Below are 16,301 nucleotides of genomic sequence, written 5' to 3' on the forward strand. Positions count from 1 at the left end.
ATCCAACTCAGGTAATTGGTTCAGGCTGTAAAAAGACCATACCAAACCCAGGAAAACTCCTATTTTTTCCTTTCATTCGCCAGTCTTTTTCGTAGAAAACTATTCATGCCCGGTACCTGACTAAGGCAGTAGGAAAAAGAATTTATTTGAAAGCCGGAATGCTCTACCCACATTCTCCAGAACTAGTGCCAGGAGGCCATCTCATCGGCAGACCTGTTCAGGCCATGTCTTCAGTCATCCGGCCGGATTTCTTAAGGTACCGGACATACCCGTACACCAAACCCAGGCCTAGCACTACGGCTCCAAAAACTACCCAACGATTAACGGTGGGCGGCAGGACCGGGTACTTGTAGAGTAGCAGCGCCGCAATCCCCAATAGCCATACGAGCAGGGTGTTATATTCCTTCAGGAGCCAGCGCTTGTAGTTGAAACGCATACTGCCGAGGGTAGCCCCCAGGCCGCTCAGACGGATCCACCAGCGGTTCACCTGCTGGCAGTACTGGTCGAAGACGGCTCCGAACTTATTGCGCAAAAAGTTCTCTTCGGCCAACACAATGGCCTGATAGATGAACAGGAATAGCGGAATGACAATGGCTACGTAAATCAAAGAATTGGACAGGATGCCCACGCCCACCAACATCAGGATGTTTCCTACGTAGAGCGGATTACGGCCGTGGCTGAAGATTCCTTCGGTAACGAGCCGCTCGGCGTATACTTTCTTGTCCTTCCCGCCCCGGATGATGTAGGCTAGCCCGATGGTCAATCCCCGGATCAGCTCGCCCAGGACGGTAATCAGTAGGCCCGCAATGAGCGGAATCAGGTAGTAGCGGTCGCCGAACCGGGCCTGCGTAAACAACTCGGGCGACGGAGCGAACAGCAACAGGTAGAGGACGATGAACAGATTGTTGCGGTAGCGAAAAAAGAAATTCCCGATAGAAACCATCATTGCTTAGTGGCGATGAGCCCCGAAAAGTTATACCATTTGAAAAACACTTCGCAGTGCCGGAAGCCGGAATCCTCCAGCAAGGTCACATTTTCTGACAGTTTGTAAGGTATCAGGACATTTTCCAAAGCCTCCCTTTTTTGGGATATTTCGAGGTCGCTATAGCCGTTCCGACGCTTGTAGTTGTAATAGTGCTTGATAAAATCGCGGTTGAACAGGCTGTTTTCCGTTAGTACCTTTTCGATCAGGATCAGAACTCCACCTTGATTCAGTCCCTCGTAGATGTTTTTCAATAGTTGCTGCCGATACAGCGGACGCACAAACTGCAAGGTCAGGGATAGGATGACGACCGAAGCATTGTCGATGGACAGCTGCTTGTGAATGTCGCCCACGATGAGTTGGTAGGGCCGCTTCATGTCCATAGCCTTCAGCTTCAGGTCACATTTGTTGATCATTTCCTCCGAATCGTCAATTCCCACAAAGGTGATGTCCTGGGGAATAAAACCATCCAACGCCCGGAAGGTAGCGCCGGTGGAGCAGCCCAAGTCATAGACGCTGGTACCCGGCTGGACGTGGTCAGCGGCCAGTTCGGCCATCATCCGTTGAATTTCCCCATAGAAGGGTACCGAACGGTTGACCATGTCATCGAATACATTGACAACCTGAGCACCGAATTTGAAATCGGAAACCCGATTGATTTCTTCTTTAAATACCTGATCCTGTTCCGCAGAATTTGTGTCGCTCATCTTGAATTAATCGTAAGGTTTTCGGGCTGTCATTCATCCGAGAGCCCCGTATTGGAGAGCAAAGATAAGACCCTACCCGCAATTCTACCTCATGGGACCACTCAGACTCCCTTTAAAATGCCTAGTTGGCCGAAAAACTACTGGTTTGAGGCGTTGCAAAACTGTCCTCAACCCCCAGATTTATAACGGTCGTAGAATTTCCAGGGGAGGGATAAGCAAAAGGCGCGGGATGTCCCGCGCCTTTTTGACCGTGTAGGCATAAGCTCACCTACCTCCCTATTCCCTCGCACCTTGGAGGGTACTTAGAAAGGCAGCCGGTACCCTGCCGCCAGCTGGGTGTACTTGAACAGGTTACGCGCCGACATATCCACGTAGAAACGCCCGTTGGCAATCTTGAACAGATTAGCTCCCAGCACGATGTTGAAACCCAGTTTGGTATTATTGACCTCACTTTCGCCGATTTTCATGATTCCTAGCCCAAGTCCTGCGTAGGGCAGGAAATCCTCCCTACTTCTGAGCTTAAGGGTGTAGATACCGTTGACAAAAAGCCCGAACGAACTCCCGCTGCCAAAACCGAAAAACGCTTCCGGCATAGCGTACAGATTGGTGGTTTTGTAGCGGTAATGGTTGCGTAACCCCACATTGAATGTAGTCGCCCCCCCAGGTTCACGCCGGCTAGGGCCGAGGAGCCATCATAGTTGAAACGGTTGAAAAAACCGGTTTGAGCGGTATTCTCGCTTTCGTACGCCAACTGCTCCGCCGAGCGCTGCCCGAGATTGGTCGGGGAGATGGTCCCCCCGTACTCATGGCGCTACCCCCAGGATTATCCAGGGCTTCGATACGGGACAAGTCTGTCGGGGACTGCGCACCAGCGTTCGTACCGCTACCGGCGCGGTTGTACTTGAGTTCCCGGAGTTCCTGCCGCAACTGATCCATTTCGTTTTCCATTTCCCGGCGGTAGGCGTCCCGATCATCACGCAGGGTATTGATCTGACGCTGGTTCTGTCGTTGATAATTCCGCAACGAGCGTTCTATCTGCTCCCGGTAGCGATCGTTCGTGCGCTCCACAGCGTTGATTTCTGACCGGAACGCTTCAGGATTCATTCGTATCCGGGCGGGATCGTTAAGCTGGTAGGCATCGCGGTTCGCCTCATTCTCCCGTTGTTGAGCATCCTGGATCTTCAGAATCCCTTCCTGCATGGACTTAAGCTCCGCGTTCAAATCTTCCTCGATCTGCACATTTCCCGATTGGCGGGCATTTTTCACTTCCGCCTCCAGTTTCTCGATCCGCTTTTCGTATGCCGCTCTGAGTTCCTCGCTTTTCTGCCTTTCTGCTTTCAGCATTTCCATGGGTTGATCATTTGCCTGAGGATCATAAGCCCCATTCCGATCTCCCCTGGTATTTCCGGTGTTGCTACGGTCGTTAAAACTGGCATCGGTTCTGGAGCCGTCGTTGCGGTAGGTTGGCTGGTTCCGACGGAAATCATTGTTCTGCTTCTGAATATCGTCCAGTTTGTCCTCAATCGACTGCAAACGATCTTCTAAGGCCCGAAGCGTCCTGGCGTCAACTCCCGATTCTGAATCACGCCTCCGATCGGTAGTGCCGCGGTCACGATCCGAATCGTTGCCAGCGTACACGCGACGGATACCGGGAACCTCTTCCTTGATACCGTCTATTTTTTTTGCAAAATCCGTGGGTTTCATCTTCATCAATAGCGGATCGTCTTTGCGGTTGGCCTCTTCATTGGCTTTCTCTTCCTGCTTCAGGGTTTCTTCAATACGATCCACGGCTACGCGCAGCGCCTCCCGGTCGTCCTCCAGATCATTGGCCAGGCGGCGGTTGCCGTCGTCACGAGCTTCCCTGATCCCGTCGTTTAGCTGATCGATACGGTCCTCATACTCTTCTTTCAAGTCCCTGGCCCGGTTTTTCTCTCGCGTCATGCTGTTCTTGACTACCTCATCGTAGGACTCTTCCTTTTGAGTCTGTATGTTTTTTACCCCGTTGCCAAGAATCAGGTTGGCACTCAGTCCGTAGGCCCAGCTCGTGGCCAGTTCATCAGGATTCGCCGCATTTTCCAGCGGATCATTGGAAGTAAGCAGGGCTTTGCCATAGGCGGTCAGTTTGAAAGCACGGCCGAACGGGATATCCAGTCCCAGGCCGCCGGATACGAAAGGACGGTTTTTTTCATCCAGCTCCGTTCCATCCACCGTATAGCCTTTCAAAGCGTCGATCACCCCACCCCCTACATTGATACTCGGGGTGAGCCCTTGCCCATTGGCCAGCTTGAACTTGCCCTCACCGCCGTAAACGGCCAGTTTGTCGAACGTGGAGAAATAGTCATCCTCCATAGCCCGCCAGTAGAAGCCTCGCAAGCCTACATAGGGTCCGAAGTTGAAGCCCGTGGCAGCGCCGACGAATTTAGTGTTGGCATAGGGAAGCGTCTTATCGAAATCGAGCTGTCCCGCCGTGATTTCAATCGGAAGACTGAATCCCCCCGAAAAATTGTTTAGGTAGGCTTTATCGGTTTCCGTCAACTCGCCGGGACGTCTTCCTCCCAGGTAGAAACTCAATGAAGCACGTACCGACCAGTTTTTCAAAAGTTCGTTATTGTAATCAGCGACTGCCAATCCATACGCAGCCCGCTCGTCGGCCGTGGTCAGGTTACGGACCGGTGAGTCGTTGAAAGAAGTATTGACGGCCTGAATGCCCAAAGTGTAGCGGTCGGCCACGACAAATTGAAGGCCCGCCCCCAGGGAGACGTAAATGTTTTTATAGGTGGCCAGGCTATCAGATTTGAAAGTCTGGACGCCCGTACCGGCCGTCAGAAAAGGTACCACGCCACCACGGCTCAGGTTGAGTTTCAGGTCACCACCCCAACGCGTGACGTCGATGTCTGGTTGCGTCAGTTCCACTCCCTGTAATTCCTTCAGCTCGAGGGGCCCGAAATTGCGCTTCATGTCCAGCGACTGCAGGTAGGTACCCCGCAATTCAACGAATTCTCCAAATCCAAAACCAAGATGGCCTCCGGCCATGAACCCGTTGCTAATACCCGTGTTATTCTCCCAGTTTACGTATTCGCCCACTGGCGAGATTGAGTAACTGATTCCCTTGACCTGCGCAACGGCTGCCGGAACCAAAGCACACAGCGCCAGCGAGATAAAAAGGGATTGTTTAATACGTTTATAAGTTGTCTTCATAAAAAAGTGGGTTTTATGTGTTGATGATTGCCGAATGGGAAATAAGTTTCCCATTGGTTACGAAAAATAGCCCTGGCCCAGCGAATTACCGGACCTAGAACCTTTTGTTTTAAAAAGTTAAAAAAGTATTCCTTTGGGTAGTACCCTTAAAAAATAATACAGTTCTTTCATCAAATCATATTTTAACCTAGCTCAAACTTTTAATTGTACAAAACTCACCTAGAAGATCAGGGTATAGAATAACAGTGAGGGTACCTCAAAAAAAAACACCCGGATTTTCCGGGTGTTTTGATTAATGGTTTGCCTTTGAGCAAGCGATGTCTATTTCATTTTCGGCATCGTCACCGCTTTCCCATTGGCATCGTAATACGATGGCTTGCCACCCACCGTAGCTGTGTAATAGGTGTTGTTACCCACCTTGACTTCGTAGGGTAGGTTGGCTTCCTTACCCTGAAGGGAAGTCCTTACGGAAGCAGGCAGGTCGCTCATTTGCATGGCCGTGCGGGTTTCCCGCATCTTTCCATTCTTGTCATAAAGGACCGACATGTTCTTGCCGTTTTGCATGAATGTACTGCGGTACACATCGTTGTTACTTTCCCACTTGGCACCGTTGATGCCCTGGTAGTCAGTACCGAACGATGTCTTCACGTTCTGAGGTACCCGATTGGGGTCCAGCACATTGTAGGTGGCCAGACCCGAGTAAGGGAGATTGGCCGTGTTGCCTGGCTGGGTCTGGGTGGTTGCCGGAGCATTGGTTTGGGGCGTGGTGGACTGTGCCTGTACGCCCAGGGTCGTGATTGCAGCCAGAGCCGCTAAAATGATGGAACGTTTCATGTTTTTTCGAAAATAGGTTAACAGTATGGAATAAATTATGGTACTCAATAGATAGTGGAAGCCCGTTCAAATGCCGGATTGGTACTTCCGACTGAGTGCTGTGCGAAAGCAATCAGATCCTCATTCAGACGGTCTTTCTCGGTGTAAAACAAGCCATGCGGGGCACCGTCGTACACGATATATTCCGCGTCTGGAAGCGCTTCGGCTGTCCGTTCACCTGAGGCTTCAATGGGAACGGTCTTGTCGCCGCTACCGTGGATGATCAGCGTGGGAACGTTGATTTTGGTCAAATCCTGCCGGAAATCCGTCATGGCGAAGGCTTCGGCACAGTCGAGTGTCGCTTTATGCGAAGCCTTGTATGCCCGCATGAAATCGCCATCCAGATGGCCCTGGCTCACAGGATGGTTGAGCATGTTGACGCCATAGAATTGCTTGCCAAAATCCTGCAGGAAACCTGCACGGTCTTTTTTGAGGTTTTCCATAATATCGTCAAAAACACTCTGATCTACACCATCTGGATTGTCGTCGGTTTTGAGCATGTAGGGGGTAACAGAACTGATGAAGGCTACCTTGGCAACACGGGCACCTCCGTGGCGTCCCATGTAGCGGGCTACTTCTCCGCCTCCCATGGACATGCCTACCAGCGTAACATTCTCAAGGTCCAGGGTGTCCAGTACGGCTTTGAGGTCATCGGCCAAAGTATCATAATCGTAGCCGTCCCAAGGTTTTGACGACTTGCCAAATCCCCGGCGGTCATAGGCGATCACGCGGAGGTTATGCTTAGGTAATTCGGCCAGCTGATAGTCCCACATGGCGCTGTTCAGCGGCCAACCGTGGATGAGGACTACAGGGTCACCCTGACCCAGGTCCTGGTAAAAAAGTTCGATGTCGTGTCCGGCGGTATCGGTGCCTACTTTGATGAAATTCATAGTTGTTTCAGTTTGATGATGAATAAGTGACTTACAGTAGAAATGCTAAAAGGTCATGCCACAAAAGAAACCCTGCGCCGACCCTGGGGTGATGAATAATATACGTAAGAAAACTTTTCAACAATAGAGGTAGGGATTACCCGATTCGATCCTTTTGAGCCTAGAACAAGTATCATATTCTGAACCTGTTGCCTGATCATGTTGAATCGTCGCGAGGTATTGAAAAGATCGGCTGCCATACTGGGAGCCGGAATCGGATGGGAGTATCTGGGCCGTCCCAAGCCCCGCTTCCGACTGGGAGCGTGTGACTGGTCGATTGGCCCTCGCTTGAATCCCCAGACATTTGATATCGCCCGCAAAATCGGCTTACAGGGACTTCAGGTAAGCTATAACACCAATAAGGATGAAGCCGGCCTTTCTAATCCTGAAACCCTGAATGCCATCCGTGAGGCGTCGACCCGTACCGGAATCAAGATCGCAGGCCTGGCTATTGGCGAGCTGAACCGCGTACCTTACAAGTCAGAGGCCCGTACCGAGGAGTGGGTATGGAAAAGTGTGGATGCCGCCAAAGCGTTGGGGGCGTCGGTGATCTTGCTGGCTTTCTTTGGCAACGGTGAGCTGCGCGACGACCCCGCCGGACAGAAAGAAGTGATCGAACGCCTGAAGCGCGTGGCTCCCCATGCCGAACGGCAGAAAATAACCCTGGGCATTGAGTCGTATCTGAGCGCGCGGGATCATTTGAAAATCATCGACGCAGTGGGTTCCAAAGCAATCAAGGTCTACTACGATTCCCGCAATTCGGCCGACGCCGGACACGATATTTACGAGGAAATACCCCTTTTGGGCAAAGATCTCATCTGTGAATTGCACATGAAGGAGAACGGCTTCCGACTGGGGGAGGGTACCATCGACTGGCCCCGCGTAGCTATGCTTCTGAAAAAAGTCGGCTACCAGGGCTGGATGCAGATTGAAGGGGCCACGCCCCAGGGGGCAGACGTCGTGGAATGCTACCAACACAATCGACGGTATCTGGAGACTATCTTTCCTTTTTCTTAGGGCTTGTTCCGCTAAAATCATTTCCCTGTTCTATGAAAGTCAACACATTTTTCCGGTACGGTACACCAATTCTGGGAAGCATTTTGCTCCTGACTCTATCGGCGGTCAGTCTGCTTGGACCGGGTGACGAAAATTCCCGGCTCTATGTTCCCGATGATCTGGAAGCCACACTTTGGGCCGAAGCTCCGTTGTTTTACAATCCTACCAACATGGACATTGACGCCCGGGGTCGTGTATGGATTACCGAAGCGGTCAATTACCGGAGCTTCAAGACCAAGCCCGAAGAACGCCTGTCCCACGAGCAAAAGGGCGACCGGGTCATGATTCTGGAAGACAAGGATGGGGACGGCCGGGCCGAGTCGTCCAAAGTGTACGTGGAGGACACGCTGCTTACGGCACCCCTAGGCATTGCAGTGATTGGCAATAAAGTGATTGTTTCGTGCGCCCCCAATTTGATAATATATACGGATCTTGACGGCGATGACAAACCCGACAAACGGGAAATATTCCTTACGGGTTTCGGCGGTTTCGACCACGATCATTCGCTCCACTCACTGGTGACGGGCCCCGATGGCCGCTGGTACTTCAACACGGGCAATGCGGGGCCACACACCGTAGCCGATCAGGACGGCTGGACGCTTCGCAGCGGCAGCCTGTATACCGGAGGTACCCCCTACAACGACAAAAATGAAGGCAACCGGAAATCGGACGATGGGCGCGTGTGGGTAGGAGGGCTGGCGTTGCGCATCAATCCCGACGGGACCGGGCTAAAAGTGATGGGGCACAATTTCCGAAACAGCTATGAGGTGTGCCTGGACAGCTACGGCAATATGTGGCAAAACGATAACGACGACCAGGTGATCACCTGCCGGGTCTCCTTTTTGCCCGAAAATGGCAACGCCGGGTACTTTGCTGCTGATGGTACCCGCTTCTGGCAAGCCGACCGTCGCCCCGGCCAAACCATGTTTGAAGCCCATTGGCACCAGGACGATCCGGGCGTCATGCCCGCCGGGGACAACACCGGCGCGGGTTCGCCCACCGGCATTGTGTTCTACGAAGGTGATGAATTGGGGGAAAAATACCGGGGTACCTTGCTGAGTTGCGAGGCCGGACGCAACGTTATTTTTGCCTATCAGCCCGAAAAACAAGGTGCCGGTTTTACGCTGAACCGTAAAGATCTTATCAGTTCATTCCCTCAGGCCTCGGAACGCTATGAGTGGTTTGAGACCGATACCGACACCCGCAAGTGGTTTCGTCCTTCGGATGTGGCGGTGGGACCGGACGGCGCTCTGTACATTGCCGACTGGTACGATCCCATTGTGGGCGGCCACGCCATGCAGGACAAGAAAGGCTACGGCCGTATCTACCGCATCACGCCCAAAGGGAAAAAACTCACCGCGCCTACGCTGAACCTGACTACCACGGAAGGGCTCGTCCAGGCGTTGAAAAATCCGGCGGTCAACGTACGCGCGTTGGGCTTTGAGGGGTTGAAAAAGAAAGGGGATGGTGTGTTGGAAGAGGTTCAAACTATGCTCACCGCCGAAAATCCTTACCACCGGGCGCGGGCGATCTGGCTGCTGGCGCAGTTGGGGGATAAAGGAAAAAATGCGGTTGAAAAAATGCTGGACTCACCCGATGCCACCGTACGCCTGACGGCCTTTCGGGCCTTGCGCGCGGCCTCCGATCCTTCGCCCTACCTGGTGAAAATGGCACAAGACCCTGATGCCGCCGTGCGCCGGGAGGTGGGTATCGCGCTGCGGGATGTGCCTCATGCAGAAGCCAAGGTAAGCATTCAAAACCTCATCAAAAGGTATGACGGGCAGGATCCCTGGCTGTTGGAAGCCCTTGGTACTGCTGCCGATGGCAAAGAAACGGACGTGTACGCTTTGGTCAAAGGTACCTACCCGGCCGATCCGGTGCAGTGGTCGCCCCAACGGGCCAACCTCACCTGGCGACTGCATCCTGTGCAAGCTATCGATGATTTGAAAATCCGGGCTGCTTCGGAGAAGGTACCCCCCGCCGAACGCCGCAAGGCGCTCACTGCGCTGGCGTTCATCAACGACCGGAAAGCCGCGGAAGCGATGATTGCTTTATCCAAATCGCACTTGCCCGATGTTTCTTCGACGGCCTTGTGGTGGGTTAATTTCCGGAAAACCAACGATTGGGCCAACCTGATGGATTGGGAAACTGCCACGGCTCAGGTACTATCGCCCGAATACAAACGAATGCTGGAACTGAAACAGAAGGTGACCGACAAATCACTGCCCGAGCCGCAACGGATTGAGGCCGCCCGCTCGATGGCCGACAATGCCAGCGGCGGCAATATGCTGATCGACCTGAAATCGCAAGGGCAATTGCCGGGTACCATCGCTACGGTTGTCAGCGAGCAATTGTTCAAAAATCCTGATCAGAACGTCCGGGTGATGGCCAGTCAATTTTTCGCCCGTCAGGGAAAAGAACTGAAAATGGATTTTGTGGCCCGTATGAAAGCCGACGTCAGCCATGGAAAGAGCGTATTTGAAACCAACTGCGCCACCTGCCACCGCCACGGCGAACAGGGCGCGGACATCGGCCCCGACCTGACCATGATCCACCAGAAATTCGACAAAATGACGCTGCTGGACGCCATCGTCAACCCGTCGGCCAGTATTGTATTCGGTTACGAAGCCTACACGGTTACTACGAAAAAAGGAGAAACCTACTTTGGTTTTCTGCTCAGCGACGGCCCCACCGTAGTGTTAAAAGACGCCGCCGGACAACGGCACGCCATCAAAGCAGACCAAATCAAAAGCCGCGAAAAACTACCTACCTCACTCATGCCCGAGCCTACCTCCCTGGGGCTGGACGAGCAAAGCCTGGCCGACCTGACGGGGTACCTGCTGAGTTTTTGATTTTAAGAAACAGGCTTGGCCTTCAGGATATTTTCCTGATCTCCAAACTCGGGATGCTTATAGATGTGTACTCCGTGGTACTCCTGGACAACCGGCGTAGCGAAGGGATTGTACCGGTGAAAAGGCAAGGCCTGTTCCGTAGAATAATGGCATACGTAGGATTTACGGGTACTGTCCGGATTGGTAATAGTGCCTCCGCCATGGGCCAGCGCGGCATGCCAGATCAGCACATCGCCCCGCTTGATCAACAGCGTTTCACGGGGGTACCCCTGCGCCGCGCAATTCTTGTCCAGGTAGTCGGCAAATTCCAGGGGTGACCGGGACGAACGCTGATTGGACAGGATACCGTTGCCAAAATTGAATTTGGGCAGTTTATGGGAACCCACGTAGTAGTACAAAGGTCCCGAATCGGCAGTGATGTCCTCAAGCGGAATCCAGGCTGCCGCTAGGTGGCTCGCAATTTTGGCCGTCACCCAGGGGAAATCCTGATGCGAGGGCTGCTGGCTGCCGAACATGAAAGTCAGACTTTGCATCACCACTACCTGTTGCTGGAAGATCGCTTCCAGAAAATTGACAATGGCCGGATGCGTCATCAGATTTTTGCCCGTTTCCGACAACTGATGAAAATCATTCAGTTTGACGTACTTTCCTTTCAGGTCTTCTTTGGGAAAATCCTTGATCAGCCGCTCCTGAATGGGCTCAAACTTGGGCAGGTCGATGCGCGTCATCAATTTGTATTTCTCGGGGTGCTCAATCAACTCCTCCACATCTTCCCAGTAGGCATCTAACAATTCCTGAGGAATCACGTTCTCCAGAATCACGTAGCCGTTTTTTTGCCAGAAATGCAGTTTTTCTTCCAAATTGAACGTAAGCGGGAAGCGGGGTTTGAAGTTCTTCACAAAGGTGGCAATATCGGCCTCTGGAAGGTCGATCCAGGGTAGGGTGGCAGGATCAAAATCCGTGGTAGGCCGAAGTTGTTCCTTGACAGTCAGAGCCTTGTTTTTCAATTGTGCGAGTAAACCCATACGGTTATTCTTATTTTTAAAGGTGAGAAGATGGATTCAAACCAAAGGCCACATCCAGACCCAAATATATTGGTTTCGAATGTACATGGCAATTGATTCAAAGAAGTTTGGGGACCGTTTAATAAATTTGTCGGGTAAGGTACCCCAATTGCCATAGGGTACCCATTAAGTGGTATATTCAACACCGAAAAATTTCAGACTCACCTTCACAGGCAGTACTTCACTTGGGGGTGTTGCGCTAACAGCACTTCTGTTGAAAAGCGTCTCCTGGGCTTCACTATACTTTAACCATTCATCGGAGTAATGAACCCACTGGTCTAATTATTTCCCAAACCCATAGAAACACATCGGCAAGCACAGCAATATTTGGGTAATATTGCATTACGCTCAAGCTTATACCCCTTTCTTACCTATCCGATGCATGTGAAATGCCGTTGGGTACCTTTTAATGGATTTTTTAACCTTTAACCGCCAATACTATGAACGAGATCAAGAAAGAAGATATCCGGCAGGAGGTATTTGACCTATACGACGACTACGCCCACGACCGACTCGACCGGCGGGAGTTCGCCCAAAAACTGTCCGCTTATGCGGTAGGGGCATAACAGTAGCCTCGCTAATGAGCTTCCTTATGCCCAACTACCAGGGGAACATCCAGGTAAAACCGGATGATCCGCGTATTAAATCGGAATATATCACCTACCAATCGCCCAAAGGAGGCGGGGCGATCAAGGCTTTGCTCTCGAAGCCCGCCGATGCCAGCAAACCCCTGGGCGGTGTGGTGGTAGTGCATGAAAATCGCGGATTGAATCCCTACATTGAGGACGTGGGCCGGCGGGTTGCCCTGGCCGGATTCATTTCCATTGCCCCCGATGCCCTGACACCCCTGGGTGGGTACCCCGGCAATGACGATGAAGGACGTACCATGCAAAGTAAGCGGAACCGCGACGAAATGCTGGAGGATTTCATCGCGGCTTACGGGTACCTGAAAAACAGCAAAGAATGTAATGGCAAGGTCGGGGTAGTGGGTTTTTGTTTCGGAGGGGGTATTTGCAATCTGATGGCCGTGCGCCTGCCGGACCTGGCGGCTTCGGTACCTTTCTATGGAGGACAGCCTCCGCTCGAGGACGTTCCTAAGATACAGGCCCCCCTGCTGTTGCATTACGCCGAACTGGATACCCGCGTAAACGAGGGCTGGCCCGCCTACGAGGCAGCTTTAAAAAAGAACGACAAGCCCTATCAGGCCTATATGTACGCCGGAGTCAACCATGGTTTTCACAATGATACCACCCCGCGCTATGATAAGGCAGCCGCCGAACTCGCCTGGAAAAGGACGATCGATTTCTTTAAGGAGAATCTGGCCTAGCTGTTCTGAACAGCAGCTTACTTGGCTTACTATGTCCGTGTAAACGGTGGGCTGATAGTAAGCAAACCATAAAAACCCGCGGATTTTCCCCGGTTATACCAGAAAAATAAATCCGCGGGGTGGTGGTTTGTTCATCAAAAACAAAAGCATTTTGCATCCATGGCCAACGATGTGTGCCAGGAAAAATTCCCTGTGAACAAATAACGGGTATTTATTAGGGCAGCCCTCAGCTTATTGATAGTGAATTAGAATGTAAAGGTCCAGGCTTTTACGCCGGAGGCACGGTCCGCCGCGCGGTCGACAGTTAATAGCAACAGTTGAAATAGTTAAGCTTGGCACCCCAAAGGGGTCGATGTCCTTTCTTTCTTTTACTGATGACCCCGCCGGGGTACTTTCTTTACGACTTTATTCATCCATCAATAGTATACAGCCTCCCGGATTAAGCTCCAACAGTCCCTGTTTTGACTTCTCCGGCTCGTTCGTAATGGGCCATAAGTACGCCGGTTGAGGTAACGACACTCTCTGTTAAGGTGAAGGCGGCCGGAATGGCACCCTTGTCAAATAACTTTTTCCCTTCACCAAGCGTCAACGGATGAATCATGAGCCAAAGGTCGTCGACCAGATCATTCTTGAAGAGTAGTTGAGCCAGCTCACCGCTGCCCCACACTTGAATGTCTGAGCCATCCGAAGCCTTTAATTTTTCAATATCGGACAGGCTGTTGAGGAAAACGCAGGCGTTCCAATCTGACTTTTCTACCGTCGTGGACATGACGTATTTTGTGACCTCATTGATGCTCGGCCAAAAGTCTGCGTGTTTGGGCCAGTAGTTTTCCCAAATCTGAAAGGTCTTCCGGCCCAAAAGAAGATCGGCCGGTTTCAGGAGTTTTTCCATGACCTTATCCCCCACTTCGTCACTATATGGTGCCACCCAGCCGCCATAGTTGAAACCGCCCGATGGATCTTCCTCCGGTCCACCCGGTCCCTGCAGCACCCCATCCAGGGTGATCATCGACAAAACAATTATTTTTCTCATCCTATTGCTGTTTTAGTACGATACAAATCTCCTCAACAAATAGGAATGCAATGCAGTGTGAAGGCGACAATGGTAGTGGCTGATTGCGACAGGTAGATTTACCCTGCTCATCACTTATATTTCCGCCTGTATTTTGGGGAACTGTGTCAGCGGTAGTTTGTCCGCAAGGTGGCTGTTCTCGTAAAAAGAGATGGATAATTAATCACCAAGCCCAACTCGTCTACCTGAATAACTGCTTCGAAATCATTTGGAACGTTCTCATAATGATACTCTTGGTTCGAAAGTCGAATATATCGTTGGCGAACCGGCTTTATCTGGTGTTCTAAAAGATCGAGATAAATCACCTGAATTTCCTGCGCCTCTTTTGGCCTTAATTGAAGTCGGTTGATCGGCAAAGTGTTCGTGAACGGTGTCAGTGGAATATCAATATCAATGCATCCTTCGAACTGCTCTATTCGCTGACCGTTGGTTGACCAACTACCCTTGCCATTCCCCTCCATTATTATGACCTGGGTTTGATCGCTATGACGGCTATTTATTTCAAAATATACTGTTTCCCAATGGAGGTTTGTTTTAATAAGATATTCGACTCGGTAGATTTTCTTATTGTACTGCCCAATAACAGTTGATGTGATTTCTGACCCAACCTCTGAAGTGCTCACTAAACAATTCTCTAAAGAATAGTATTCGAGCCCAGTCCAAAGAAGATTCGTCTGCATAAGTATTATAACTACTACTAATGTATTAGCGGTTCAGGTATTTCGTTTAAGCAGCACCATTGATAACGGTCAGATAATAGTTTATACAGTGCAGAATAGTCAACAGCATGAGGTCCTTGTTTTTCACAGTGTCGAATTCTATGGTAGTTTCAATGTTGTATTCAAAATTCAATTTACTCCACTTGAAATCAGTGTCAACTGCCAGAACCTCATTTTCTTCGGAATCAATCAGTATAAATCTACTGCTCAGTAACCCTTTCAGTTTCAACAGATAATTTTTCTCACGTCCATTGAAGTTGGTTTCAATAACAATTCCTTTCCAACCCATTTTGAATTCCAATAGGGTTTCTTCTTCTCTTCTTAATTCAATTTTTTGATCCCAAAACCCTTTGGGTTCCAGTTGATAGGTCGAGTAGTCGGCCAACTGTATTTCAGCCTTAAACGAATACCAGGTCGTGTACTTCAATTCTCCAATTTTAGTGTTTTCTGTTGTCAGACTGAAATTTCTGGAGTTCGTGGAGTTTGCTTTGTAGTGGCCCATTTTTTAGAATTGATTGCGTGAATATTTTCTTAAATATAGTCTAACTAATTACCAAACCACTAACAGTACCCTACTTCACCCAACCATTCCCCTTCATCCAGGTAAACAGAGGTACCATCCATTCTTCGGTAGGTAGTTTCAGCACAAACCCATGGTTGCCGTTGGGATAAAGGTGCATCTCGGCGGGTACCTTGTGATGCCGGAGGGCTTCGTAAAACGCGATACTATTGTCCACGTCCACCACGGTATCATCGCCCGCGTGCGTCAGGTAGGTAGGTGGGGTTTGGATCGTGACGTGCAGCTCGTTGGAAAACCGTTCGATTTGGGCCGCCGTAGGATTCTCCCCCAGCAGATTCGCTCTCGATCCTTTGTGGGCGGGTACTTCGGTCATCGAAATGACCGGATACACCAGAATCATGAAATCGGGCCTCAGATCGGTCGCATTTGGATTCCCGATTACCGGCTCGTTGAAATGGGTACCGGCCGTGGCGGCCAGATGCCCACCTGCCGAAAAGCCCATAATCCCGATTTTGTCCGGAGAGAGGTTCCATTCGGCGGCCCGCTCCCGTACTACCTGGATAGCCCGCTGGGCATCCTGCAGGGGGCCAATGCTTTTATCGACCATGATCGAGTCGCTGGGCAGCCGGTACTTGACCACAAAGGCGGCGACACCATGAGCGATAAACGTTTCGGCAATGCGAACACCCTCTGCCTCGTAGCTTTCTCCCGAATAGCCACCGCCTGGAAAAAGGATCACGCCCGCTCCGCTGGCCTTCTCTTTCGCGGGCAGAAAAATCGTGAGGGTAGGTTTTGACACCTTACGGTACCAAACTACCCTACCGTCTTTTTCGGTGGCAATTTCCTGCATCGTGTAGGAGGTCGCGTTGGGAATGGTACCCGTATACAACGGGATAATCTGCTGCGCTTTAACGCTGCCAGCCAGCAACAGAAGAACGAGGGAAAGATTGAGTTTTGTCATACGTAAAGAAAGCAGGGAGCTTTTTTGGTATACTCACCAGC

At 51.2% G+C, this 16,301-nt stretch carries 13 protein-coding genes and 1 pseudogene; 3 read left to right on the top strand and 11 right to left on the bottom strand.

Annotated features, from left to right (window positions below):
- Positions 1 to 217: 217 nt before the first annotated feature.
- The 6 genes from GBK04_RS15930 to GBK04_RS15955 all read right to left on the bottom strand — a co-directional run bounded on the left by GBK04_RS15930 (position 218) and on the right by GBK04_RS15955 (position 6,650).
- Positions 218 to 946 carry a methyltransferase family protein gene (locus GBK04_RS15930; protein ID WP_373331027.1) on the bottom strand — a complete coding sequence of 243 codons (729 nt, stop codon included), beginning with the start codon at positions 944 to 946 and terminating at the stop codon, positions 218 to 220.
- Entirely contained in the window at positions 943 to 1,689 is a 747-nt protein-coding gene (gene cmoA, locus GBK04_RS15935) for a carboxy-S-adenosyl-L-methionine synthase CmoA (RefSeq protein WP_152761321.1), read from the bottom strand. The genes GBK04_RS15930 and cmoA overlap by 4 nt, the downstream gene beginning before the upstream one ends.
- Before the next feature lie 302 nt (positions 1,690 to 1,991).
- Complete coding sequence (locus GBK04_RS15940) at positions 1,992 to 2,330, bottom strand: hypothetical protein (RefSeq protein ID WP_152761323.1); 339 nt, start codon at positions 2,328 to 2,330, stop codon at positions 1,992 to 1,994.
- A 34-nt stretch (positions 2,331 to 2,364) separates the two neighbouring features.
- Entirely contained in the window at positions 2,365 to 4,887 is a 2,523-nt protein-coding gene (locus GBK04_RS15945; protein ID WP_152761325.1) for a hypothetical protein, read from the bottom strand.
- Between the two features lie 321 nt (positions 4,888 to 5,208).
- Positions 5,209 to 5,721: a hypothetical protein gene (locus GBK04_RS15950; protein ID WP_152761327.1), complete on the bottom strand. Its 513-nt coding sequence runs from the start codon at positions 5,719 to 5,721 to the stop codon at positions 5,209 to 5,211.
- 44 nt (positions 5,722 to 5,765) lie between these two features.
- Entirely contained in the window at positions 5,766 to 6,650 is an 885-nt protein-coding gene (locus GBK04_RS15955) for an alpha/beta fold hydrolase (RefSeq protein ID WP_152761328.1), read from the bottom strand.
- A gap of 198 nt (positions 6,651 to 6,848) precedes the next feature.
- On the opposite strand from GBK04_RS15955, the gene GBK04_RS15960 reads away from it, so the two are divergent.
- Both GBK04_RS15960 and GBK04_RS15965 read left to right on the top strand, forming a co-directional pair.
- Entirely contained in the window at positions 6,849 to 7,706 is an 858-nt protein-coding gene (locus GBK04_RS15960; protein ID WP_373331028.1) for a sugar phosphate isomerase/epimerase family protein, read from the top strand.
- Between the two features lie 32 nt (positions 7,707 to 7,738).
- Entirely contained in the window at positions 7,739 to 10,597 is a 2,859-nt protein-coding gene (locus GBK04_RS15965; protein ID WP_152761330.1) for a PVC-type heme-binding CxxCH protein, read from the top strand.
- Positions 10,598 to 10,599: 2 nt separating this feature from the next.
- On the opposite strand, the gene GBK04_RS15970 is transcribed toward GBK04_RS15965, so the two are convergent.
- Complete coding sequence (locus GBK04_RS15970; protein ID WP_152761332.1) at positions 10,600 to 11,622, bottom strand: phytanoyl-CoA dioxygenase family protein; 1,023 nt, start codon at positions 11,620 to 11,622, stop codon at positions 10,600 to 10,602.
- Between the two features lie 479 nt (positions 11,623 to 12,101).
- Here GBK04_RS15970 and GBK04_RS15975 point away from each other — a divergent pair.
- Positions 12,102 to 12,988 (top strand): annotated as a pseudogene (locus tag GBK04_RS15975) (dienelactone hydrolase family protein).
- Between the two features lie 439 nt (positions 12,989 to 13,427).
- On the opposite strand, the gene GBK04_RS15980 reads toward GBK04_RS15975, so the two are convergent.
- The 4 genes from GBK04_RS15980 to GBK04_RS15995 all read right to left on the bottom strand — a co-directional run bounded on the left by GBK04_RS15980 (position 13,428) and on the right by GBK04_RS15995 (position 16,260).
- A complete protein-coding gene (locus tag GBK04_RS15980) occupies positions 13,428 to 14,021 on the bottom strand; it encodes a dihydrofolate reductase family protein (protein ID WP_152761334.1) in 594 nt (197 codons plus the stop codon).
- A 146-nt stretch (positions 14,022 to 14,167) separates the two neighbouring features.
- Positions 14,168 to 14,740 carry a putative glycolipid-binding domain-containing protein gene (locus GBK04_RS15985; protein ID WP_152761336.1) on the bottom strand — a complete coding sequence of 191 codons (573 nt, stop codon included), beginning with the start codon at positions 14,738 to 14,740 and terminating at the stop codon, positions 14,168 to 14,170.
- Positions 14,741 to 14,786: 46 nt separating this feature from the next.
- Complete coding sequence (locus GBK04_RS15990; RefSeq protein ID WP_373331029.1) at positions 14,787 to 15,206, bottom strand: hypothetical protein; 420 nt, start codon at positions 15,204 to 15,206, stop codon at positions 14,787 to 14,789.
- Positions 15,207 to 15,351: 145 nt separating this feature from the next.
- Positions 15,352 to 16,260: an alpha/beta hydrolase gene (locus GBK04_RS15995; protein ID WP_152761340.1), complete on the bottom strand. Its 909-nt coding sequence runs from the start codon at positions 16,258 to 16,260 to the stop codon at positions 15,352 to 15,354.
- Between the last annotated feature and the right edge of the window lie 41 nt (positions 16,261 to 16,301).

The sequence above is a fragment of the Salmonirosea aquatica genome, from assembly GCF_009296315.1.
Taxonomy (GTDB): Bacteria; Bacteroidota; Bacteroidia; order Cytophagales; family Spirosomataceae; genus Salmonirosea; species Salmonirosea aquatica.

What these genes read in the sequence shown, in the direction of transcription:
- GBK04_RS15930 (WP_373331027.1), bottom strand. Translation starts at nt 946, where the DNA reads ATGATGGTTTCTATCGGGAATTTCTTTTTTCGCTACCGCAACAATCTG.
- cmoA (WP_152761321.1), bottom strand. Translation starts at nt 1,689, where the DNA reads ATGAGCGACACAAATTCTGCGGAACAGGATCAGGTATTTAAAGAAGAA.
- GBK04_RS15945 (WP_152761325.1), bottom strand. Translation starts at nt 4,887, where the DNA reads ATGAAGACAACTTATAAACGTATTAAACAATCCCTTTTTATCTCGCTG.
- GBK04_RS15950 (WP_152761327.1), bottom strand. Translation starts at nt 5,721, where the DNA reads ATGAAACGTTCCATCATTTTAGCGGCTCTGGCTGCAATCACGACCCTG.
- GBK04_RS15955 (WP_152761328.1), bottom strand. Translation starts at nt 6,650, where the DNA reads ATGAATTTCATCAAAGTAGGCACCGATACCGCCGGACACGACATCGAA.
- GBK04_RS15960 (WP_373331028.1), top strand. Translation starts at nt 6,849, where the DNA reads ATGTTGAATCGTCGCGAGGTATTGAAAAGATCGGCTGCCATACTGGGA.
- GBK04_RS15965 (WP_152761330.1), top strand. Translation starts at nt 7,739, where the DNA reads ATGAAAGTCAACACATTTTTCCGGTACGGTACACCAATTCTGGGAAGC.
- GBK04_RS15970 (WP_152761332.1), bottom strand. Translation starts at nt 11,622, where the DNA reads ATGGGTTTACTCGCACAATTGAAAAACAAGGCTCTGACTGTCAAGGAA.
- GBK04_RS15980 (WP_152761334.1), bottom strand. Translation starts at nt 14,021, where the DNA reads ATGAGAAAAATAATTGTTTTGTCGATGATCACCCTGGATGGGGTGCTG.
- GBK04_RS15985 (WP_152761336.1), bottom strand. Translation starts at nt 14,740, where the DNA reads ATGCAGACGAATCTTCTTTGGACTGGGCTCGAATACTATTCTTTAGAG.
- GBK04_RS15995 (WP_152761340.1), bottom strand. Translation starts at nt 16,260, where the DNA reads ATGACAAAACTCAATCTTTCCCTCGTTCTTCTGTTGCTGGCTGGCAGC.